We start from the raw sequence: 22,590 nt of genomic DNA on the forward strand, positions 1-22,590 counted from the left end.
TAGACGTAAGGCAGGTGATTGTGACCGATCCCGTTGGCTACCAGAAAATCGACGCGTGCCGCGTCAGTGGAAGTCCCAACCTGATTTCCGTGCTCAATCTGGGTCATCAGGCGCTGACCGGCGTCTTCCCGAAGAGCCGCGACGAGAACGTCACCGTCGGCCCGCTGGAGCTGCTCTGGTGCCCGGACAGCGGGCTGCTGCAACTCGCCCACACCTTCGACGCCGGCGAGATGTACGGCGACAACTATGGCTACCGCTCCGGCCTCAACCAGTCGATGGTGCGCCATCTGACGCAGAAGATCCGCCACCTCCAGGCCGTGGCGGACCTGCAGCCGGGCGACGTCGTGCTGGACATCGGCAGCAACGACTGTACCTCGCTCAAGGCCTACACCACGCCGGGTCTGCGCCGCATCGGCATCGACCCGACGGGCGCCAAGTTCCGGCAGTACTATCCGGAAGACGTCACCCTGGTGCCGGACTTCTTCTCGGCCGCCAACTTCCGCTCAGTGGAGAGCCGGCAGGCGAAGATCGTCACCTCGATCGCCATGTTCTACGACCTCGAGCGGCCGATCGACTTCGTCGAGCAGATCGCCCAGGTGCTCGCCGACGACGGCGTCTGGCACTTCGAGCAGAGCTACATGCCGTCCATGCTGCGGCTGTGCTCCTACGACACCATCTGCCACGAGCACATCGAGTACTACTCGCTGAGCGTCGTGAAGAAGATGCTGGACCAGGTCGGCCTGGACATCCTCGACGTGCAGATGAACGCCATCAACGGCGGCAGCTTCGCGGTGACCGCGGTCAAGCGTTCCAGCACCCGCCCGCGCAACCGCGCGGTCATTCAGTGGATGCTGGAGCAGGAGGAGCGGATGGGCCTGCACACGCCGGCCCCCTACCGCGACTTCGAGGAGCGCGTCTACCGCCACCGCGCCGACCTCACCCGGCTGCTGCAGGGCCTGGTCGCCGACGGCAAGCGCGTGCTCGGCTACGGCGCCTCCACCAAGGGCAACGTCGTGCTGCAGTTCTGCGGCCTGTCGGAGAAGGAGATCACCGCCATCGCGGAGGTCAACCCCGACAAGTTCGGCTCCTACACCCCCGGCACGCACATTCCGATCATCTCCGAGGAGGAGGCGCGGGCCATGCAGCCGGACTATTTCCTGGTGCTGCCCTGGCACTTCAAGGACGCCATCCTGGCGCGCGAACAGGAGTTCATCGCGCGCGGCGGCAAGATGATCTTCCCCTTCCCGGAGATCGAGATCATCTGACGGACCGGCGGGGGCGGCCACACCGCCCCCTTTTTCGTCCCGTCCCGCATATCTCCCGGCAGCGGCATGACACAGCCCTCCTCCCCCGCGGCGCCCGCCGTCCCCGACCGCAAGCGCGTCCTGCACGTCGGCTGCGGCCCGCCCAACCCGATGAAGCTCAACCCGGTCTTCCGGAGCGGCGGCTGGGAGGAGGTGCGCCTCGACATCGACCCCGCGGTCTCCCCGGACATCGTCGCCTCGATCACCGACATGCCGATGATCGCCGACGGCAGCATCGACGCGGTGTGGTCGAGCCACAACCTGGAGCACCTGTACGAGCACGAGGTGGTCCCGACGCTGCGGGAGTTCCTGCGCGTGCTCAGGCCCGGCGGCTTCTTCCTGGTGACGATGCCGGACCTCCAGGCGGTGGCGGCGGTGATGGCCCAGGACGACGGCCTCGACCGCACGCTCTACACCGACACCACCGGCACCGTGCCGATCACCCCGCTCGACGTCGTCTACGGGTGGGGCTGGTGGATCGCCCAGGGACGCACCGCCATGGCGCACCGCACCGGCTTCAGCATGCGCTCCCTCGCCCGCAAGCTGGTCGAGGCCGGCTTCCACCAGGCCCAGGTGATCCGGGGCCCGGTCTTCTCGCTGTGGGGCATGGCCAGCAAGGGCGTGCCGATCGCCGACACCGGGCTGCTCACCAGGGCGATGGCCTGAGCTTTTCCCCACCGGAATCGGCCTGCGGACGGCGGAGCGCCGCCCCGGCGGAGCCTCTGTGCGCCCGCCACCTCCCCGAGAACTGTCACTGGACGACCTTCTGGATTTCGGATTAGATCTTTGGAGATACAGTCAGGAGCACCTTGCAAATGAGCATGCCGCCCACGGGCCGAGACTTCTCCCTCGCCGGCAAGCGTGTCTGGGTGGCCGGGCACCGCGGGATGGTCGGCTCCGCCCTCGTCCGCCGCCTGGAGACGGAAGGGTGCGAGATCCTGTCCGCCGGCCGCGAGGAGGTCGACCTGTGCCGCCAGGACGAGGTCGAGGCGTGGATGGGCGCGCAGCGTCCGCAGGCGGTGTTCATCAGCGCGGCGACGGTGGGCGGCATCTACGCCAACAGCACCCGGCCGGCCGACTTCATCTACAACAACATCATGATCGCGGCGAACATCATCCACGGCGCGCACCGCGTGGACGTGGAGAAGCTGCTGTTCCTCGGCTCGTCGTGCATCTACCCGCGCCTGGCGCCGCAGCCGATGGCCGAGGACGCGCTGCTGACCGGCCCGCTCGAGCCGACCAACGAGTGGTACGCCATCGCCAAGATCGCCGGCATCAAGCTCTGCCAGGCCTACCGCCGCCAGCACGGCCGCGACTTCATCGCCGCCATGCCGACCAACCTGTACGGCCCCGGCGACAGCTACGACCCGCTGCAGAGCCACGTCCTGCCGGCGCTGATCCTGAAGCTGCACACGGCCAAGCTGCAGGGCCGCGACAGCGTGGAGATCTGGGGCACCGGCACGGTGCGCCGCGAGTTCCTGCACGTGGACGACGCGGCCGACGCCTGCGTGTTCCTGATGAAGCGCTACTCCGACGACACCCACGTCAACGTCGGCTACGGCAGCGACCTGACGATCCGCGAGGTGGCCGAGCAGGTCGCCGAGGTGGTCGGCTTCGAGGGCCGCTTCGTCTACGACCACAGCAAGCCCGACGGCACGCCGCGCAAGCTGATCGATTCCAGCCGCCTCGCGGGGCTCGGCTGGAGCCCGCGGATCCACCTGCGCGAAGGCATCGCCAACGCCTACGCCTGGTTCCTCGAGCATCGGGCGTCGCAGCTGGAACCGGCGTGACCGCGAGCCGCGCGATCGACGTCCTGCTGGCCGCGGAGTCCCTGCTCACGGTCCGCACCGGGATCGGCAACTACGCCTTCAACCTCTGGTCCGCGCTGCGCGAGCTGCCGGACATCCGCGGCGTGCGGCTGTTCGCCGGCCTGCGCCGCGTGGGGCCGGAGGCGGTGCTGCGCCCGCCCGAGGCGCCCGCGCAGTGGACGCCGCCCTCGGCCGGCGCGCTGCGCCACCGGGTGCGCGACCACGCCGCGGCGCAGTGGGCGTTCCGACGGCTGTACGGCGCCCGGCTGGCGCTGCTGGCGCTGCCGCCGCGCCTCGCCGGGGTGCCGGTCTGCTACCACGAGCCGAACATGATACCGCGGCCCTACGATGGGGTCTGCGTCACCACCTTCCACGACCTCACCTGGCACCGCCACCCCGAGGCGATGCCGGACGAGCGGCGGCGCTGGATCGACCGGCACCTGGCGCGCAGCCTCGCCCAGGCGCAGCGCATCGTCACCGACACCGCCTTCGTGCGCGACGAGGTGGTGGAGGTGCTGGGCGTCGACCCGCGGCGCATCGACGTGGTGCCGCTCGGCGTCTCCCCCGCCTACCGCCCGCGCGACGCCGGGGAGCTGGCGCCGCTGCTGGCGCGGCGCGACCTCGGCGTGCGCGGCTACCTGCTGACGGTCGGGACGGTGGAGCCGCGCAAGAACCTGCGCCGCCTGCTGCGCGCCTACACGCGGCTGCCGCAGGCGCTGACCGAGCGCTTCCCGCTGGTGCTCACCGGCGCCTCCGGCTGGGACAACGAGGGGGAACTGGCCGACCTGTCGGCGCTGGAGCGCGCCGGCCGCATCCGCTATCTCGGCTACACCGGCGCCGACGAGCTGGCGGCGCTCTACGCCGGCGCGCGCGGCTTCGTCTTCCCCAGCCTGTACGAGGGCTTCGGCCTGCCGGTCCTGGAGGCGATGGCGAGCGGCACGCCGGTGGTCTGCTCCAACTCGCCGTCGCTGGCCGAGGTGCTGGGCGGGCACGGCTACGCGGTGGATCCGCTGGACGAGGCGGACATCGCCGCCGGCTTGCGCGCGGTGCTGGAGGACGACGCCCGGAACCGCCGCTTCGTCGAAGCCGGGCTGGAGCACGCCGCCGGCTTCACCTGGCGGCGCTGCGCGGAGCGGACGGCGGCGGTCTACCGCCGGGCGCTCGGGTTCCAACCTTGCAAGCTCTAGATTGCGGTGCAATAAGAATCCCATGCCCCATGACAGCGAACTCCTGGCAGAAGGCTTGGCCGGAACGGCCGAACCAATGCCGACCCATGCAAAAGCCCTTTGGCTCCGGGAGGCGGTGGACCGCGACCACACCGGCCGCTCTCGGGACGCCGTGGCGCTCTGTCGCCATCTGCTGGCTATCGATCCGGAATGGGCCGAGGTCTACCATCTGACCGGCGTGATCGAGGGGCGGAGCGACGCCGACCGGGGCCTTGACTGGATGGTGCGGGCTCTGACGGTCAACCCCGACCTTCCGGATGTTACGAGGGACGCTTCGGGCCTCATCCTCAGCACTCGCCGGGAATTCCTGGACATTGCGTCAGCCCGTCGCCTCGCCGTTCGCCCTCGGCGGGACAGGATGACACGCTCCGCCCCGTCCCGCACTCTGTACCTGGGAATCAAGCCGTTTGGGCACGATGGAGCGCTCGCTGCCATCGATCCGGAACGACGCGAGGTCTTCGCCATCGCCGGAGAACGGCTAACACGTTACAAGCACGACGATCTGCCGCCGCTGGAATGCCTATCCAGCCTGATGGACAGCTGGGGGATCGACGCAGCGGGCATCGACGCCGTCCATCTCGGAAATTCCTTCCTGCGCAATATGTTCTCGCAGCTCGACCTGAAGCGTTTCGAAGGGAAGCCGCTGCTCCGGTGGGCGCTGAACGCCCGCTACCACGGCGAGTACGGCCCCCGCTCCAAGGCCCTCTCCGCCCTCCCGGAAGGGCAGAGCCTGCGCTTTTTTTTGTCGTCCTCCTACGGAAGGCAGTTCCTCGCCCGAACCGGTGCAGAGATTCGGCAAGAGCCGCACGACTACTTCGCCGACAAGGTTCGCCTGACCTTTCCAACGGCCCGGCTGCACACGCGCGACTACGACCATCAGTTCTGCCACGCGGTGTCGTCCTACTTTTCCTCGGACATGGATGGCGGTCTTGCCGTCACTATGGACGGGTTCGGAAACAACTTCGTCTACTCGCGCGCCTACCATGTCGGGCCGGATGGGTTTACCGAGATCTCGGCATCCTCCATGAGCGCATACTACGTCAACTTGGGCGACGGCGTGTGGCCGCAGTACATCGCGCCTTCCATTGGCGGAATCTACTCCTGGTTCACGGAGCGTCTCGGCTTCACTCCGAACAGCGACGAAGGCAAGGCCGAGGCTCTCGCGGCGTTCGGCCGGCCGGTGGAGCCGCTCTTCCGGCGCATGATGGAGGCGGTGGTCATCGACCGCAGCAGCCATGCTATGGTGATGGACGAGGCGGCAGTCTTCGCGGTGCTGCGCGAGGTCGGCTCCGGAGATCCGCTGGCGCACTGGAGCCGCGAGGATCTCGCCGCGACCGTGCAGCACTTCTGTGAGGAAACCGTGCTGGCCTATCTCCGCCACCTCATCGAGGTGACCGGCGAACGGCGGCTGATGTTGAGCGGCGGCGTCTTTGCGAACGTCATCCTCAACCTGCGCATCTTCGAGGAGTTGAGCGAGACGATTCACATCACGCCAGCAATGGCCGACGACGGCACCGCCATGGGGGCGGCCTGCCTCGCGCTGCTCGACGCTGGCCACAATCTGGCCGATTTGGCGTGGCTCAAGGAAAAGCGGATGCCCTACTTCGGCACCGTCTGCCAGCCGGAGGAAATCGCCCAAGCCCTCGCCGCTTTTGCCGACCGGGTCCGCTGGCAAGCGCTCGGCGACGCTTGGCCGGAAGCGGCCGCCGAGCGCCTCGCCGCCGGCGAGGTCGGCGCCATCGTCCAGGGGCGCATGGAATGGGGGCCGCGTGCGCTCGGCAACCGTTCGATCCTCGCCGATCCGCGCCCGGAAGGGGTCCGCGACCGTCTCAACCGTGAGATCAAGCACCGCCCCTCCTTTCAGCCATTCTGCCCCTCGATCCTCATCGAGGAAAAGGACCGACTGTTCGAGCGGGCCTACGACAACCGTCACATGACCTGCGCCTTCCGTCTGCGGCCGGAACACCACCGGCACCTCCCCGGAGCAGCGCATGTCGACGGAACGGCGCGCGCCCAGTTCGTTGCCGAGGACGACAACCCGGCCTATTGGCGCCTCCTGAAGCGCATGAAAGAGTTGACCGGCTTCGGCGTGGTGCTGAACACGTCCTTCAACCGGCATGGCCGCACCATTGTCGAAACCGCCGAGGATGCGCTTACGGATTTCCTCGACACCGACCTCGACTTCCTGTGCCTGGAAGGGACGCTGGTCACGAGGGTGAGGTAAAGCCTTTTCTGGCCGTTTTGAAAGACGGATGATGCGTCCGAGACCGCTGCAATTGCCCTTGCTCCTTTCCATCCCCCCGTCGCTCCCCGCGTGCCGGGGAAAGCGCGGTCGCTCCCCCGATCCGCGCACGGGAGGAGGCGCGGGCCCTATCGACATTTCGCTGCGATGAGCGCGCGGGAACCTGGCGCCGTGCTGTATCGCACGGCCCATCGGCTGTGGGGCCTGCTGCCCCGTGACCGGCGCCAAGCGCTGTTCTACGCGCTGACCGGCGCGGTGGCGCCGCGCCCCGACCGCGCGCCGGCGGGCGGCGCCCCAGTGACGGTGGCCGGGCTGCTGTCCACCACCACCGGTCTAGGGGAGGCGGCGCGGCTGTGCCTCGGCGCGCTGACGTCGCTCGGCCTGCCGACGCGCAGCATCGACCTGTCGGCCGCCTTCGACCAGGCGGACATGCCGGGCGGCGCCCCGGTGACGGCGCCGCCGCCGTCCGACGGCGAAGGCGGCACCCTGGTCGTGCACATCAACAGCCCATATCTGCCCTTCGCGCTCTGGCACATCGGCCGGCAGCGGGTGCGCGGCCGGCGGGTGGTCGGCTACTGGGCGTGGGAGCTGCCGGGGGTGCCGGCGAGCTGGCAGCGCGGCCTGCCCTTCGTGCACGAGATCTGGGCGCTCAGCCGCTTCACCGCCGACGCCATTGCCCCCATCGCCACGCAGCCGGTGCGCGTAGTGCCGCTGCCGCTGGCGCCGCCGCGCCCGGCCGCCGTCGATCGCGCCGGTTTCGGCCTGCCCGACGACGCCTTCGTGGTGATGGCGTTCTTCCACATGGGGTCGAGCTTCAACCGCAAGAACCCGCTGGCCGCGGTGCGGGCGTTCCGCGCCGCTTTCGGCGACGACCCGCGCGCCGTGCTGGTGCTGAAGGTGGTCGACGCCGCCGTGGCGCCGTGGGCGCGCCGCCGGTTGGAGGAGGCGGTGGCGGGCGCCGGCAACATCCGGGTGGTCGAGCAGCGGCTGACCGGCGGCGAGGTGACGGCGCTGCTGGCCTGCGCCGACGTGGTGCTGTCGCTGCACCGGGCGGAGGGGTTCGGTCTGGTGCCGGCGCAGGGCATGCAGCTCGGCCGCGCCGTGGTCGCCACCGGCTGGTCGGGCAACCTCGACTTCATGGACGCGGACACCTCGGTCCTGGTCGGTTACAGAATGGTGCCGGTGGACGACCCGCAGGGCACCTACGACGTCGCCGGGCAAATGTGGGCCGATCCGGACGTCGAGGAAGCCGCGGCGGCGCTGAAGGCGCTGCGCGACGATCCGGAGCGCCGCCGCGCCCTGGGCGCGCGGGCGGCCCGCAAGGCCGAGACGGTGTTCGGCCTGGACGCCTACCGCAAGGCCATCGAGACCGGCTGCGGGGCGGCGTTCTTCAGCGGCTGAGCGCGGCCCGCGATGAGCCCAAGAGGGTTTCATCGTCCGGAGGAATGCGCTATTCAAGGCTCCTTGTTGCCGATGGAGTGTGGTCATGGCGGAAGGTACGGTTGACTACTACGCGATGGTGGAAGAGGCTTGGCAGCTCAGCGACGCCGCGCGCGACTACGTGAAGAACGCCGGCCGCGACGTCGTCAACGAAGAGCTGTGGGAGAAAGTCTTCGCCCCGTCGCCACTGATCGACCTGGAGCGCACCCGCGCCGAAGGCGGGCAGCCGCTGCAGAAGATCTTCTTCAAGAACCCCTACGGCCTGCAGTACCGGGCCGACCACAAGGACTGGATCCCCTTCCGCCACGGCGCGCTCGACCCGGCCTACCTACAGGTGGTCTGACCCGTCCGGGCGGGCGGCGCATGGCCGGTCGGCCGCTCCGGCGGCACCCGTTGCGCGGCCGCCGCACAGAGCCATGACCGCCACGCCCATGCCGACCGCCCCGGACCTTTACGCCCTGGCCTTCCAGCGCCATATCGGCGGCCAGTTCGACGCCGCGGAAGCCCTCTACCGCCGGGTCCTGTCGGACGCGCCCGACCATGCCGACGCGCACCATCTGCTGGGGGTCCTCGCCTACCAGCGCGGCCGCACCACCGATGCCTGCCGGTGGATCGGCCGGGCGGTCGGCCTCAATGATCGCGATCCGAACTACCACCAGAACCTGGCCCTCGCGCTCCGCGCCCTCGGGCGCTGGCACGAGGCGGCCCTGTGCTACGGCCGGATCCTGGCGCTCGAACCGGGCCGGGTCGATGCCTACGCGGGCCTCGGCGCCGTGCACGCCGCCGCCGGCGCGATGGATCAGGCGCTCGCCTGCTGGCAAGCCGGCCTCGGCATCGACCCGGCACACGAGGGGGCGCTGCTCGCCCTGGTCGCCCGGCTGCACGCGACCGGCCGGCTCCCGGAAGCTGCCGACCGGCTGCGGGCCGGGCTGCGTTGCGCCCCGGACAAGGCCGTCTTCCTGAACAACCTGGGGGTCATCCTGCGCCAGATGGAGCGGCTCGGCGAGGCCGAGGCCGTCTACCACAGGCTTCTGGCGCAGGAGCCATCCCACGCTTCGGCCCTCTATGGTCTGGCTGACGCCCGGCTGCGCCGGGGACTGGCCGACACGGCGCGGACCGGCTTCCTGCGCGCGCTGGCGAGCGCGCCGCTGATGCCGGAAGCGCGTGACGGACTGGCGCGGGCCCATGAGAGCGGGCTGCGCTACGAGGAGGCCGCCACCTGCTTCACCGGGCTCCTGGCGCTGACCCCGCAGGACCCGCGGGTCTGGTACAACCTCGGCACCACCCTGGAGAACCTCGGCCGCACCCCGGCGGCGGTGGCGTGCTTCGACCGCGCACTCCGTCTCGACCGGTCACACGCGCTGGCCTGGTCCAAGATCGGCCACAAGCTGGGGCTGTGCGACTGGCGCGACTACGACGAGAACGCCGCCGACATCCTGCGCCACATCCGCGAGGGCGGCGGCCACCTGCCGCAGATCCCGCTGGTCTACCTGCCCTCGACTCCGGCCGACCAGCTGCTGTCGGCGCGCCGACTGATCGAGAGGGTCGAGCTGCCCAAAGTGGCCGGGCTGCGCGAGCAGACGCGCTTCGCCTTCTCCCGCGCGCCGCGCGACAGGCTGCGGATCGGCTACGTCTCCGGCGACTTCCGCGAGCACGCCGTGGCCTTCCTGATCGTCGAGCTGCTGGAGCTGCACGACCGCGGACGGTTCGAGGTGATCGGCTATTCGAACGGCCCGCAACGGGACCAGCCGATGCGCCGCCGTCTGGAGGCGGCGGTCGACCGCATGGTCGAGGTCCGCGACCTGCCGCCGCTGGACGCCGCGGCGCGCATCCACGAGGACGGGGTGGACGTCCTGATCGACCTGTCCGGGCACACCCTGCACGCCCGCCTCGACGTCTTCGCCCTGCGTCCGGCGCCGGTGCAGGTCACGTGGCTGGGCTATCCCGGCACCACCGGGGCCGATTTCATGGACGCCATCTTGGTCGATCCCATCGTCGTGCCGCCCGACCAGCAGCCCTTCTACAGCGAGCGCCTCGTCCATCTGCCCGACTGCTACCAGCCGAACGACCGCAAGCGCCCGGTCGCCGCCGGGACGCCGACCCGCGCCGACTGCGGACTGCCCGAGGAGGGCGTCGTCTTCTGCAGCTTCAACCACGCCCCGAAGATCACGCCGGCGGTCTTTTCGGCCTGGATGCGGATCCTCGCGGCGGTGCCGGGCAGCGTGCTGTGGCTGCTGATGCCCGACGCGCTGGCGCAGGACAACCTGCGGCGCGAGGCGGCCCGGCGCGGCATCGACCCGGCCCGGGTGGTGTTCGCGCCGCGCTGGTCGCTGCCGCACCACCTGACCCGCTTCCGGGTCGCCGACCTGTTCCTCGATACCTTCCCCTACAACGCGCACACCACGGCCAGCGACAGCCTGTGGGTCGGCTGCCCGCTGCTGACGCTGATGGGGGAGACCTTCCCGTCGCGCGTCGCCGCCAGCCTGCTGACCAACGCCGGCGTGCCCGAGCTGATCACCCGTTCCCAGGCAGAGTACGAGGCCCGCGCGGTGGAACTGGCGCAGCGGCCTGACCTGCTGCGCGCCTACCGCCGCCGGCTGGAGGCGAACCGCGACACTTGCCCGCTGTTCGACACCCCGCGCATGGCCCGCAGCGTCGAGGCCGCCTACGAGCGCCTGTGGGCCGACTGGAGCGCCGGCCGCCTGCAAGCCAACACCACCCCCCTGGAGAGGAACCTCGCTCATCATGATGTCGCCTGAAGAGAAGCGGTCGCTTGCCGCGTCGATGCAGTGGTTCCATTCCATCGACCTCGGCGACGGCGTGGTGACCGCCGGCATGAAGCCGGCCGGGGCGCTGCGGGTCGAGGCGGATCTCGCCTTCCGCTACGGCGTCGAGGGGCACTCCGTCATCGACTTCGGCGCGGCGGACGGCTTCTTCAGCTTCGAGGCGAAGCGCCGCGGCGGCGCCCGCGTCCTGGCGACGGACCGCTGGGACGAAGGGGCGACGGTCCGGCCGGACGTGCCGGCCACCTGGAACCGCAAGAAGCGCTTCGAGAGCGCCAAGGCCTGCCTCGGCCTGGATATCGAGGAATTGCAGGCGGACGTCTCGGAGATCACCGCCGACACGGCCGGGACGTTCGACACCGTACTGTTCCTCGGCGTCCTCTACCACCTGAAGGACCCGCTCGGCGCCATCGAGAAGGTCGCCCGGATGGCGCGCAAGACGCTGGTCGTCGAGACCGCGATCGACGCCGGGGACGTGGACCGGCCCGCCATGATCTTCTACCCGGGCAGCGAGCTGAACAACGACCCGAACAACTGGTGGGGTCCGAACGAAGCCTGCCTGATCGGCATGATGAAGGTCGCCGGCTTCGAGACGGTCGTCGTCGACCGGGGCAGCTGCTTCCCGGGGCGGGCCTGGGTCTACGGGCTGCGCTGACCGCTGCGGCCGGGCGCCTTCAGGCGCCCGGGCTCTCCGGGCGCGGCGCCATCGGATGCACGCGCGCCGCACCGGCGTCGGCCCCGGCGATCCGGCTCGACCCGCCCCGCCGTTCCTGCCGGATGCGGCGCCGGATCAGCTCGACCGGGCGGTCGACCGCGACGACGAGCAGCGCCGCCAGCGCCAGCGAGGAGGGGAAGCCGCCGAGGAACAGCCACGGGTCGCTCTGCCCGATCAGGGCGTACAGCCAGACGCTCGCCACCCAATGGATCAGGAACAGCGGATAGGACATCCGGCCGAGGAAGTCGATGAGCGCTACCAGCCGGGCGCCGGGCGTCCGGATCGACGGGGAAGCGAGCAGGACGAGGCTGATCAGGCACGCGCTCACCGCGAGCAGCCCGTCGCGAGACATCAGCTCGTTGAAGAAGGCGGGCAGGACGAAGCTGTTCACCGCGTAGCCAAGCAGCGCCGCGTAGGGAACCCAGCCCGGCAGCCGGACCCGCCGCGAGACGAAGTAGGTCGCCGAGCCCATGAAGAAGACGAAGGCGTTGCCGGTCGGGCTGCCGTAGAACTGGGTCGGTACGACGCGGAAGACCGGGTTCGTCCAGACCTGGAACAGCGCCAGCATCCCGACGGCGAGGGTCAGCAGGAACGCGGCGTAAGTCCCCTTCTCCGAGCGGAAGGTGAGGAGCCCGACGACGGCGTAGAAGTAGAGCTCCACGTTGAGCGACCAGGTCGGCGGCGACAACCGCACCGGATGCTCGTACAGGCCGACGATGAACAGCTGCCGGGCCCAGTCCGTCGCCGTCGCCGGCCACTGCAGCGCCGGGTTCATGGTCTTCGCCGCCTCAGGCAGCAGCAGCACCGCCGCCGCGCCCAGCAGCACCGCGATGATGTACTGCGGGTAGATGCGCAGGAAGCGGTTGAGCAGGAAGGCGCTGGTCCGGTCCGCGTAGACGGTCGCCCGGATCCGCGTGATCAGGTAACCGCTGATGCAGAAGAAGCCGATGACCGCGTGCCGATGACAGTCGAAGACCGGATCCCGCCACAGGTGCCCGAGGATGACGGAGCTGGCCAGGAGGAACCGGACCAGCCCGAGGATATCAATGCGCTGCGCCACTCGCGGATCCTTGGTCGAGAGCTGGACGGGGGAGCCGGCCGGGATGCTTGCGCGCTCCCGCGCGCGCCGTCAAGGATCGGCCGCGCCGCACGCGCATTCCGCCGTGGAAGCTTTAGCGTTTCGAAAGTACTATCCCGCCCCAGCCATTTGGCCGGTACCGGCCCCCGCCCGCCCGTCCGCCCGGACGGGGCTCCACAGGAATTCGCAGACGATCATGGAAGCTCCGCACACGAACTGTGACTGCCCGCAGTGCCGCAACGCCCTGGGCATGGGGGCCGCCGCGGCATCCGGAGCCGTCGGGGCGTCCGGCACCTCCTACATCGACGCGCTGCTGGCCGATGGCGGGTCCTACCGCTGGAACGCCTCGCTGGGCGCCGCGGTGTCGGTCAGCTACAGCTTCCTGACCAGCCTGCCCGCGGTCTATTCGGGAATCGGCGCCCAGGAGGCGCAGGGCTTCACGGCGTTCAACACCGCGCAGACGGCCGCCGCCCGCACGGCGCTGGCGCTCTACGCCGAGGTCGCCAACGTCACCTTCACCGAGACGACCGGCTCGCTGGGCGAGATCCGCTTCGGCACCGCCACCTCCAGCCTCAGCGCCAGCGCCTGGGCCTACTACCCCGGCGCCGACATGGGCGGCGATGTCTGGCTCAACAACCGCTACGCCCGCAACGCCAGCCCGTCGGTCAACAGCTACGCCTTCACCACGGTCCTGCACGAGATCGGCCATGCCCTCGGCCTGAAGCACCCCGGCAACTACAACTCCACCGGCGGCGGCACCGAAGGCCCCTACCTGCCCGCGGCGCAGGATAATTTCCAGCACACGGTGATGTCCTACAACAGCCACCCGACGGTCACCGAGGTGAACCCGCGGACGCTGATGCTCTACGACATCGCCGCCATTCAGTACCTGTACGGCGCCAACACCGCCACCCGCTCGGGCAACACCAGCTATGCCTGGGGCGCCGGCGAGGCGTTCATCGAAACGCTGTGGGACGGCGGCGGCACCGACACCGTCGACGCCTCGAACCAGAGCGCGGCGCAGACCATCGACCTGCGCGCCGGCACCTTCAGCTCCATCGCCGGGCAGAGCAACAACCTGGCCATCGCCTACGGCGTGACGATCGAGAACGCCTTCGGCGGCAGCGGCAACGACAGCCTCGTCGGCAACAGCGCCGCCAACTGGCTGCAGGGCGGCACCGGCAACGACGCGCTGGACGGCGGCGGCGGCAACGACACGCTGGACGGCGGCGACGGCCTGGACTGGGTGACGCTGGGCGACGCCGGCGGCACCGTCACGGTCATCGGCGCGGAGACGTTGCGCGGCGGCGCCGGTGTCGACGTGGTCAGCCTGGGCGGCGCCGGCAACACGGTGTTGCTCGCCCGCATCGAAACGCTGACCGGCTCGGCCGGCGCCGACTGGGTGACGCTGACCGACATCGGCCACACCATGGCGGTGAGCGGCGTCGAGACGCTGCGCGGCGGCGCGGGCGTCGACGCGGTCACCCTGGGCGGCGTCGGCAACACGATGATCATCGCCGCCATCGAGGCGCTGACCGGGTTGTCCGGCGGCGACTGGGTGACCATCTCCGCCCTCGGCGCGACCGTGACCGTCAGCGGCGTCGAGACGCTGCGCGGCGGTACGGGGATCGACATCGTCACGCTGGGGGGATCCGGCAACACGATGATCATCGCCCTCATCGACACGCTGACCGGGTCGGCGGGCAGCGACTGGGTGACCATCTCCGCCCTCGGCTCGACCATGACGGTGAGCGGCGTCGAGACGCTGCGCGGCGGCGCGGGCAGCGACGTCATCCGGCTCGGCAACGGCGGCAACACCATGATCGTCGCCGGGCTGGAGGAACTGACCGGCGGCGCCGGCGCGGACCTGATCACGCTGAGCAACATCGGCCACTCGATGACGGTGAGCGGCATCGAGACGCTGGTCGGCGGCCTGGGGGCCGAGTGGATCACGCTGGGGCCGGGCGGCAACGCGATCACGGTGAGCGGCGTCGAGACGCTGCGCGGCGGCGCCGGCCTCGACGTCGTCACGCTGGGCGACGGCGGCAACTCGATCCTGCTCGCCCGCATCGAGACGCTGGTCGGCGGCGCCGGCAGCGACTGGGTGACGCTGACCGACCTCGGCTCGACCATGGCGGTGAGCGGTGTCGAGACGCTGCGCGGCGGCGCCGGCGCCGACGTCGTCACGCTGGGCGGCGGCGGGATCATCCTGGCCGCCGTCGACACCCTGTTCGGCTCGGCCGGGATCGACGTGGTGACGCTGTCGAACCTCGGCGCCACCATGCTGGTGAGCGGCGTCGAGAGCCTGACCGGCGCCGCGGCCGCCGACGTCGCCACGGTGAGCGGCGGCAACATCCGCTTCCAGGGCAACGGCGGCGGCGACACGCTGAGCCTGCAGGCCGGCGCCGGCAGCGACACCGTGGTCTTCGCCGACATCACGGACGGCGGCGCCTTCGGGGCTGCCACCGGCTTCGACACGGTGAACAACTTCCAGGCGGCGGCCGACGCCATCGTCGTCACCGGCGCCCTGCGCACGGCGGCGGACGACGACGGCAACGGCACGCTGGCTGCGGCGACGCGCACCGCCGGCACGGTGAACCTGGCGAGCGACGAGCTGGTGGTGGTGACCACCGCCGCCTCGCCGCTCAACGACGCCGACTTCGCAGCGTTGCGCACGGCGCTCGGCACGCTGGCCGGCTCGTCGGCCGGCGCGGACGCGCTGGTGCTGGCCAGCAACGGCGTCAGCACCGGCCTGTACTACGTGGTCGATGGCGACGGCGACGGCCGCCTCGCCGCCGGCGAGGTGCGGCTGCTGGCGAAGTTCAACGGCACCCCGGGCCTGGGGGCCGGCAGCCTCACCCTCGGCTGAGGCGCCGTTCTCTCCATGCCGCTCCCCACACCGCCCCCCGGGCCACGCACCGCGATTGTCTTCGGCGACGAGTTCGGCCTGCCGGTCGCGCTGGCGGCGCTGCCCCCCGGCACGCGGGCGGTTGCCGTGGTCGACCCGCACCGTGCCGGCGCCGGTGACGGGCTGGCCGTCCCGGTCCTGCACCACCCGGACAAGGCCGGGCGGCCGGCCTTCGAGGCGACAGTCGCCGGGCTGCGGCCGACGCTGGGCGTCGTCTTCTCCTACAGCCGCATCCTATGGCCGGAACTGCTGGCGCTGTTCCCCAACGGCGTCGTCAACCTGCACAACAGCCGCCTGCCGGAGTACCGCGGCGCCAACACCCTGCAGTGGACGCTGATCAACGGCGAGACCGAAACGGCGAGCACGCTGCACTACGTCGACGCCGGGATCGACAGCGGGCCGGTGATCGACGCGATTCCCGTGCCGATCCTGGACACCGACGACGCCGCTACGCTGCGCGACACGCTGTCTGGCGTGGCCGGCACGCTGCTGGGGCGCTGGCTCGGCCGCCTGCTCGACGGCCCCGTGCCGGCGCAGCCGCAGGCCGGGGAGCGGGCCCGCCACTGGCCGCGACGCGGCCCCGCGGACGGCCACATCGACTGGAACTGGCCGGACGAGCGGATCCGCAACCTCACCCGCGCCCTTGTCCCGCCCTGGCCCGGCGCGCACGCCGAAGGCCCGGACGGCACCCTCATCCGGATCGGCCGCGCTCTGTCTCTCGACGAGGTGCGCGCCTTGCGGCAACGCTGCTGCGGTTGAGCGGCAACCGGGCCGCCAACCATCTTCCGCCGGTCACCCCCGGGTGTTATGGTCCAGCCCCCGAGACGGGCGAGGCTGCCGGCCCGGAACTTCGCGCCCAATGGGAGCCTACATGATGTCAGACGCCGCCCAGACCGTTCCGCCTTCCTTCCGCACGCTCGACATTCGCACGCGCAAGGGTGACCGGGAGCCGCGATTCCTCATCCGGCTCGATCTGCGCGACCGCACGCAGCACGACATCGCCTCCTCCATCCTCCTGGCCCATGTCCTGTTCGAGCAGGAGACCTCGCTCGGCGTCCTGGCGGTGCTCTCGGAAGGCGATGCCTTCATCGATATCGGCGCCAACGTCGGCTACTTTTCGCTGCTGGCCGGAAGCGTCGTCGGACCCGCGGGCCGGGTGTTCGCCTTCGAGCCGAATCCTGTCACCGCCGCCATATTCAGCTCCAACATGGCGGTCAACGATTCCCCCGCGCACATCACGCTGATCGAGAAGGCGCTGTCGGACCAGGACGGCGAAGCCGCCTTCGTCACCGTGGACGAGAAGGCCGCGCCGAACGTCCAGTTCGCTCGGGACAGCAACGGCACACTGTGGACCAACGATCACGACTCCTGCGACGGCATCCACCCCATCACGGTGGAGACCGTGCGCCTGGAGGAACTGGCCAGGGAGCGCGGCCTGCCGATGCCCAAGGCGATCAAGATCGACACCGAAGGCGCGGAAGAACGTGTCCTGCGCGGCGCCGGCACCCTGGTCGATCCCGGCGTGATCCCTTTCATCTTCTGCGAGATCAACGAAAACGGCCTCAAGCAGCACGGATCGTCCCCGGACAGGCTGCGCGCCTTCATGCGCGAGCGGGGCTACGATGTCTTCCTGCTGAACAAGGACGGTACACTCCCCACCCTCGTGCCGCACGGCACCGGCATCACGTCGGAGTACGTGTTCAACGTCCTGTTCTCGACGCCGGAGCACGTCGGGCGCGTCTGGCCGACGGTCAAGTTCATTTCCGTCATCGAAGGGATGCCGCAGACCGCCCGCCCCGGAAACGCCTGACAAGACGATCCTCATGACTCAGCCAGTGTCGTTTCGCCAGCAATCCCACGATAAAGAGAGGGGCGCCATGCGGCGCCTCGCGGCAAAGGGTTGGCAGCCTTCCGGCGTGCTCGACGTCGGTGCCTACAAGGGGACGTGGACCCACGTCCTGCAAAGCGTCTGGCCCGGCACGCCGACCCTGATGATCGAGGCGCAGCCGAGCCTGCTGCCGAACCTGCAGGCCGTCGCCAGCGAGCTTGGGCCCAACGTCGGCGTCGTGCACGGCGTCGTCTCCGCGGTTCACGGGCAGCCGGTGACGTTCTACACGCCCGAATACGCCGGCGGGACGACCGGAGCGTCGATCTACCCGGAACAACTGGGAATCCCGCTCCGCACCAGCGTGATGACGACGACTACCCTGGATATCCTGGCCAGGACGTGGCAGGGGCCGGCGTTCAACTTCATCAAGCTCGACATCCAGGGCGCCGAGAAGGACGCGCTCATGGGCGCGTCCGACGTCCTGAAGACCGTCGAGCTGCTCCAGCTGGAGCTTTCGCTCGTCCCCTACAACCGCGACGCGCCTCAGATAAACGAACTGATGGCGTATCTCGATGGCATCGGCTTCGTTCTTTACGACCTCTGCGACACCCACCGCGGCGGGGACGACACCCTTTATCAGATGGACACCTTCTTCATCCGGAAAGACCATTGGCTCAGGCCGGGTGGAACCTGGATGGGCGCGCGCAAGGGCTGAGCGGTGCCGCATCCGCACGGATGGTCACCGCCCGGCAACCGGTTGTAGAGTGGCGGATGAAGTGCCTTGTCATCACCCCGGTCGGTCCCGGGCATGAGGAGCTGGCGGACGCGTGCCGGCAGTCGGTCCGGCGCGCGGTGGCGGCATCCACCGGCCCGTTCTCCAGCATCCTGCACCTGGTGGTCGATGATTCGAGCGGCCGGATCGGACGATCGGCCGCGCGCAACCATGCGATCGGCAAGGCGTTGGAGATGGGCGCCGACTGGCTCTTCTTCCTGGATGCCGACGATCTGATGGCGGAACCGGCGTTTTCCGCCGTCCAGCCCTACATCGGCGGGTACGACGCCGTCTGGGGGCAGATCTGCGAGATGCTGCCCGGATCCGATGCGCCCCGGTTGCGGCCCGGACAGGTCGCGGCGATCTCGTCCTTCGACGACCTGCTGAGCCACCCTCCCTACCTCACGCTGCAGATCGGGCACTTCGTCCGGTCCGCACTGGCCGCCTCCATCGGCTTCGACCAGACCTTGGACTGCGGGGAGGACTTCGCGTTCTACTGCGAGGAATGGAGCCGCGGCCGCTGCATCAAGATCGGCGACGTCCTCTTCATCAACCGCCGCGGCCGGCATTCCCAAGGACCGAGATCGGCCGACGGCCGGCGCTGGTTGGACACGGTGGAGGCCTTGCTGGCCGGGCATCGGGCACAACGGCTGGCGCCCGGCCGGCCGGATCCGGACGAACCGGTCATGCCTGGGCCTGCCTGAGGCAGCGGTCGATCCATTCCACGAGGCGCTCCGGCGTCGATGTCCGCGCGAACAGAGCCGCGGCCTTGCGCCCGATTTCCCGCAGCGTGTCGTCATCGGTCCCGTCGATCACCGAACACAGGTCATCGTAGGAATCGCTGCACGGAAGGTAGCAGCCGTCGAGCACCTCCCAGAACGGCAGGATTTCCGGCAGCTGCGGGGAGACGGTGGCTGCGCCCAAGGCCATGTACTGGAGCTGCCCCCGGTCCAGCATGTTGTTGTTCTGCCCCGGCACGCAGACGCTGAGGCGCACTTTTCCGACGTCGCGCCAGAATTCGGGCTGGGAGAGTTGCGAACCGGCGAACCGCTGGCCGTACACGGCGCTCAACCGGGCCATCACGTCCGAACGCCGACGCTCGGCGTTGCCGTACGGGCGCTGCCGCATGGCGATGGTCGTCCGCCCGGCGGGATCGTAGACGACCTGCCGGCGCAGGAGGTCGAATTGCTCCCAGTCATAGAAGGAAACCGGAGAAAACGGATAGACGTTCGCAAAGCGTTCATCGCGCCTGTGATGAAGTTTGAAGATCGGGACGCTGCTCGGCGCCCGCCAAAGCCCCGCATCCGAGAAATCAAAACCGATCCATCGGTCATCGATCCGGCAGAAGAACAGCAGGTCGGCGTTCGTCGATATCTCGTCCAGCGTTATGTCGGCGCCGCAATACTGGAATACGTTCAGAACGCTGCGGAAATGGATGTCGTAGTATCGCTGCCCGGTGTCGGCAGGAAACAGCACCTTCATGATCTTCCCACCGTTCGTGACCGGACGCGCAGCCCGGGACCAGGGCATGACCGTACCGCAGCGGTCCATGTCCGCCAAGCCGGGCTCGTCAGGCCGCATCCCCTGATGCCCGCTCCATCTCATACGGCCGCCCCACCTTTGTCACAGGGCTGTAAGCAATTTAGCTAAAAGGTCATCGGTATCGTCCTTTCCCGGATTCCTTGCTCCGCAAGCCGCCTCCGAGAAAGGCCAAACCCCCGATGACCCTGGCGAACGCCTTCTTCGTCGCCCCGAACGGCAACGACTCCTGGTCCGGCCGGCTCGACGCGCCGAACGCGGACGGCACCGACGGCCCCTTCGCCAGCCTGGAGCGCGCGCGCGACGCCATGCGCGCGGGCGCCGTCAAGACCACCTACGTGCGCGGCGGCACCTACCGGCTGGGCGCCACGCTGGAGCTGACCGCCGCCGACAACGGCGTGCGCATCGAGGGCTATTCGGGCGAGACGCCGGTGATCAGCGGCGGCGAGCGCGTCACCGGCTTCGTCGCCGAGGGCGACGGCCGCTATTCCGCGGCGGTGGCGCGGCCCACCGACCTCGACCTCGCCATCGGCGGCGTGCGGCAGAAGGTGGCGCAGAGCGGCGACTGGAACGCTGGCGACCCGCATTCGGGCTGGCTGGTGCTCGACCAGGCGGCCTCCGGGCCGAGCACGACGGCGATCCGCTACCGCGGCGGCGACGTCGACCCGGCGCTGCTCCAGGCCGGGCTGAAGATCCAGACCTTCAGCACCGACCGGCTGGCCGACGGCATCGCCGCCGTCGCCGACATCGACGCCGCCAGCCAGACCATCCGCTTCCAGCAGGCCGTCCAGTACGCGCCGAAGACCGGCGGCACCTACCGGCTGCTCAACGCCCCGGCGCTGATCCGCGACGCCGGGGAGTTCGCGTGGCGGGCGTCCGACGGCCGCCTCGTCGTCAAGCCGCAGGACGCCGGCGCGCTGCTGGCGGAGGGCGCGGTGGTGCCGCGGCTCGGCACGCTGGTGGTGCTCAACGGCGCCGGCGGGGTCACGCTCAGCGGCCTGAGCTTCGCCGACGGCACTTGGAACGGCGCCGCGCTGTCGCTGAACGGCGGCGGCGGCAACACCGTCACCCGCAACGGCTTCGCCAACGTCGGCACGGCGATCCGCCTGACCGGCTCCTCCGGCAACACGATCACCGCCAACCGGATGGAGAGCCTGGGCGCCAACGGCGTCGAGCTGACCTACGGCAGCAACGCCAACCTGGTCGATTCCAACGCCATCGCCGGCATCGGCCGGATCACCAAGCGCGTCGCCGCGGTGATGGCCTACGGCGTGGCCGACAACACCGTCAGCCACAACGCCATCTCCGACAGCCCGGGCTACGGCATCTCGTTCAAGAACTGGGACGGCGGCACCGTCAACACCGGCAACCGGATCCTCTACAACCGCATCACCGACACCGGCCGCGAGACCGCCGACACCGCCGCCATCGAGGTGCTCGGCCGCTCCGACATCGACACCCGCATGACGATCCTCGGCAACTGGATCGACGGCGTCGGCGGGCTGGCCACCGACGGCAACGGCGGCTGGATCGACCGGCACAAGAGCTTCGGCATCTACCTGGACGACCAGGCCAACGGCATCAGCGTCCGCGACAACTTCATCCGCAACACCGGCTGGGCCAGCGTCTTCATCCACGGCGGCGACAACAACGACGTCCAGAACAACATCGCCGTCACCGCCAACCCCGGCGAGCGCTTCCTGCGCCTGGAATGGCAGCCGACCGCCGGCGACGCCGGCCGGCCGCGCAACAACACCATCGTGCGCAACGTCGTCCAGTCCTCGACCGGCGGCGACTACTGGACCCTGTACACGCCGGGCAACTTCCAGCTCGACGGCAACCTGGTCAGCGGCGGGCGGCGCTACGGCGCCAACGACCGCAACGACGACCCGGGCTTCATCGACGTCGCCGCCGGCGACTTCCGCCTGCGCGCCGGCTCGGCCGCGGCGGCGCTCGGCATCCACGACCTCGACTGGGAGCAGATGGGGCGGTTCGGCGTCCCGGCCGCGCCGACCGCCGTGCCGCCGACCGCGCCCGCCTCCTTCGACCCGCTCGCCTATCTGGCGGCCAACCCCGACCTGATGGCGGCCTTCGGCACCGACACCGCCGCCGCCACGCAGCACTACCTGCAATACGGCCGCGCCGAGGGGCGCGGCACGACCTTCGACGCCCTCTCCTACGTCGCCGCCTACGGCGACCTCGCGGCGGCCTTCGGCACCGACACGGCGGCGGCGATGCGCCACTACATCCAGAGCGGCCGCATCGAGGGGCGCAGCCCGGCGTTCGACGCCGGCGCCTACCTGGCGTCCTACGGCGACCTCGCGGCGGCCTTCGGCGGCGACCTCGCCGCGGCGGCGCGCCACTACATCCAGTACGGCCGCCTCGAAGGGCGCGGCGTGCGTCTGGCCGGCACCGCCGCCGCCAACTGGCTGCAGGGCGGCGCCGGCAACGATGCGCTGACCGGCGGCGGCGGCGACGACACGCTGGACGGCGGCGCCGGGCTGGACTGGGTGACGCTGGGCGACGCCGGCGGCACCGTCCTGGTGACGGCCGCGGAGACGCTGCGCGGCGGCGCCGGCATCGACGCGGTCCGGCTGGGCGGCACCGGCAACGCGGTCTTGGTGGCGCGCATCGAGGACCTCGCCGGCTCGGCCGGCGGCGACTGGGTGACGCTGACCGACCTCGGCCATACCATGACCGTCACCGGGGTCGAGACGCTGCGCGGCGGCGCCGGCGCCGACGTCATCACGCTGGGCGGCGTCGGCAACGCCGTGATCATGGCGGCCATCGACACGCTGACCGGCTCCACGGGGGGCGACTGGATCACCCTGTCCAACCTGGGCAGCACCATGACGGTGACCGGCGTCGAGACGCTGCGCGGCGGCGCCGGCAACGACGTCGTCACGCTCGGCGGCAACGGCAACGCCATGATCATGGCCGCCGTGGA

17 protein-coding genes are annotated in these 22,590 nt (G+C 70.2%); 15 read left to right on the forward strand and 2 right to left on the reverse strand.

The window, feature by feature from the left end:
* Nucleotides 1-20: 20 nt before the first annotated feature.
* From TSO221_RS05535 to TSO221_RS05575, 9 genes are all read left to right on the forward strand, one after another.
* Nucleotides 21-1,265 carry a class I SAM-dependent methyltransferase gene (locus tag TSO221_RS05535; protein WP_109117483.1) on the forward strand — a complete coding sequence of 415 codons (1,245 nt, stop codon included), beginning with the start codon at nucleotides 21-23 and terminating at the stop codon, nucleotides 1,263-1,265.
* Between the two features lie 66 nt (nucleotides 1,266-1,331).
* Nucleotides 1,332-1,970 carry a class I SAM-dependent methyltransferase gene (locus TSO221_RS05540; protein WP_109117484.1) on the forward strand — a complete coding sequence of 213 codons (639 nt, stop codon included), beginning with the start codon at nucleotides 1,332-1,334 and terminating at the stop codon, nucleotides 1,968-1,970.
* 149 nt (nucleotides 1,971-2,119) lie between these two features.
* A complete protein-coding gene (locus tag TSO221_RS05545) occupies nucleotides 2,120-3,094 on the forward strand; it encodes a GDP-L-fucose synthase (RefSeq protein WP_199229392.1) in 975 nt (324 codons plus the stop codon).
* Nucleotides 3,091-4,299, forward strand: coding sequence for a glycosyltransferase family 1 protein (locus TSO221_RS05550; protein ID WP_109117485.1), 1,209 nt, complete (start codon nucleotides 3,091-3,093; stop codon nucleotides 4,297-4,299). The genes TSO221_RS05545 and TSO221_RS05550 overlap by 4 nt, the downstream gene beginning before the upstream one ends.
* Before the next feature lie 22 nt (nucleotides 4,300-4,321).
* Complete coding sequence (locus tag TSO221_RS05555) at nucleotides 4,322-6,562, forward strand: carbamoyltransferase C-terminal domain-containing protein (RefSeq protein ID WP_109117486.1); 2,241 nt, start codon at nucleotides 4,322-4,324, stop codon at nucleotides 6,560-6,562.
* A gap of 189 nt (nucleotides 6,563-6,751) precedes the next feature.
* Complete coding sequence (locus TSO221_RS05560; RefSeq protein WP_146208713.1) at nucleotides 6,752-7,981, forward strand: glycosyltransferase; 1,230 nt, start codon at nucleotides 6,752-6,754, stop codon at nucleotides 7,979-7,981.
* Between the two features lie 85 nt (nucleotides 7,982-8,066).
* Entirely contained in the window at nucleotides 8,067-8,363 is a 297-nt protein-coding gene (locus TSO221_RS05565) for a hypothetical protein (RefSeq protein WP_109117488.1), read from the forward strand.
* Between the two features lie 73 nt (nucleotides 8,364-8,436).
* The gene (locus TSO221_RS05570; RefSeq protein ID WP_109117489.1) at nucleotides 8,437-10,779 is read left to right on the forward strand and encodes a tetratricopeptide repeat protein; all 2,343 of its coding nucleotides are present in this window, start codon (nucleotides 8,437-8,439) and stop codon (nucleotides 10,777-10,779) included.
* Nucleotides 10,766-11,458, forward strand: a complete 693-nt coding sequence (locus TSO221_RS05575) for a DUF1698 domain-containing protein (protein WP_109117490.1) — start codon at nucleotides 10,766-10,768, stop codon at nucleotides 11,456-11,458. Before TSO221_RS05570 ends, TSO221_RS05575 begins: the two co-directional genes overlap by 14 nt.
* A gap of 19 nt (nucleotides 11,459-11,477) precedes the next feature.
* On the opposite strand, the gene TSO221_RS05580 is transcribed toward TSO221_RS05575, so the two are convergent.
* Complete coding sequence (locus tag TSO221_RS05580; RefSeq protein ID WP_158283997.1) at nucleotides 11,478-12,578, reverse strand: acyltransferase; 1,101 nt, start codon at nucleotides 12,576-12,578, stop codon at nucleotides 11,478-11,480.
* 214 nt (nucleotides 12,579-12,792) lie between these two features.
* Between TSO221_RS05580 and TSO221_RS36775 the strand changes: the two genes are divergently transcribed.
* From TSO221_RS36775 to TSO221_RS05605, 5 genes are all read left to right on the forward strand, one after another.
* On the forward strand, nucleotides 12,793-15,465 hold the full coding sequence (locus TSO221_RS36775) for a M10 family metallopeptidase C-terminal domain-containing protein (RefSeq protein WP_158283998.1): 2,673 nt from the start codon (nucleotides 12,793-12,795) through the stop codon (nucleotides 15,463-15,465).
* A gap of 15 nt (nucleotides 15,466-15,480) precedes the next feature.
* Nucleotides 15,481-16,263, forward strand: coding sequence for a formyltransferase family protein (locus TSO221_RS05590; RefSeq protein ID WP_109117492.1), 783 nt, complete (start codon nucleotides 15,481-15,483; stop codon nucleotides 16,261-16,263).
* Between the two features lie 100 nt (nucleotides 16,264-16,363).
* Entirely contained in the window at nucleotides 16,364-17,314 is a 951-nt protein-coding gene (locus tag TSO221_RS05595) for an FkbM family methyltransferase (protein WP_109117493.1), read from the forward strand.
* 67 nt (nucleotides 17,315-17,381) lie between these two features.
* Nucleotides 17,382-18,047: an FkbM family methyltransferase gene (locus TSO221_RS05600; protein WP_158283999.1), complete on the forward strand. Its 666-nt coding sequence runs from the start codon at nucleotides 17,382-17,384 to the stop codon at nucleotides 18,045-18,047.
* A complete protein-coding gene (locus TSO221_RS05605) occupies nucleotides 18,002-18,808 on the forward strand; it encodes a glycosyltransferase family 2 protein (protein ID WP_146208714.1) in 807 nt (268 codons plus the stop codon). The genes TSO221_RS05600 and TSO221_RS05605 overlap by 46 nt, the downstream gene beginning before the upstream one ends.
* Here the strand turns inward: TSO221_RS05605 and TSO221_RS05610 are convergent.
* Nucleotides 18,789-19,586 carry a hypothetical protein gene (locus TSO221_RS05610; protein ID WP_146208715.1) on the reverse strand — a complete coding sequence of 266 codons (798 nt, stop codon included), beginning with the start codon at nucleotides 19,584-19,586 and terminating at the stop codon, nucleotides 18,789-18,791. The two genes, TSO221_RS05605 and TSO221_RS05610, sit on opposite strands and share 20 nt — an antisense overlap.
* A 239-nt stretch (nucleotides 19,587-19,825) precedes the next feature.
* Between TSO221_RS05610 and TSO221_RS36780 the strand changes: the two genes are divergently transcribed.
* The coding region (locus TSO221_RS36780; protein ID WP_109117497.1) for a right-handed parallel beta-helix repeat-containing protein at nucleotides 19,826-22,590 on the forward strand (2,765 nt) is incomplete at its 3' end.

This window comes from Azospirillum sp. TSO22-1, from assembly GCF_003116015.1.
In the GTDB taxonomy this organism is placed as follows: domain Bacteria; phylum Pseudomonadota; class Alphaproteobacteria; order Azospirillales; family Azospirillaceae; genus Azospirillum.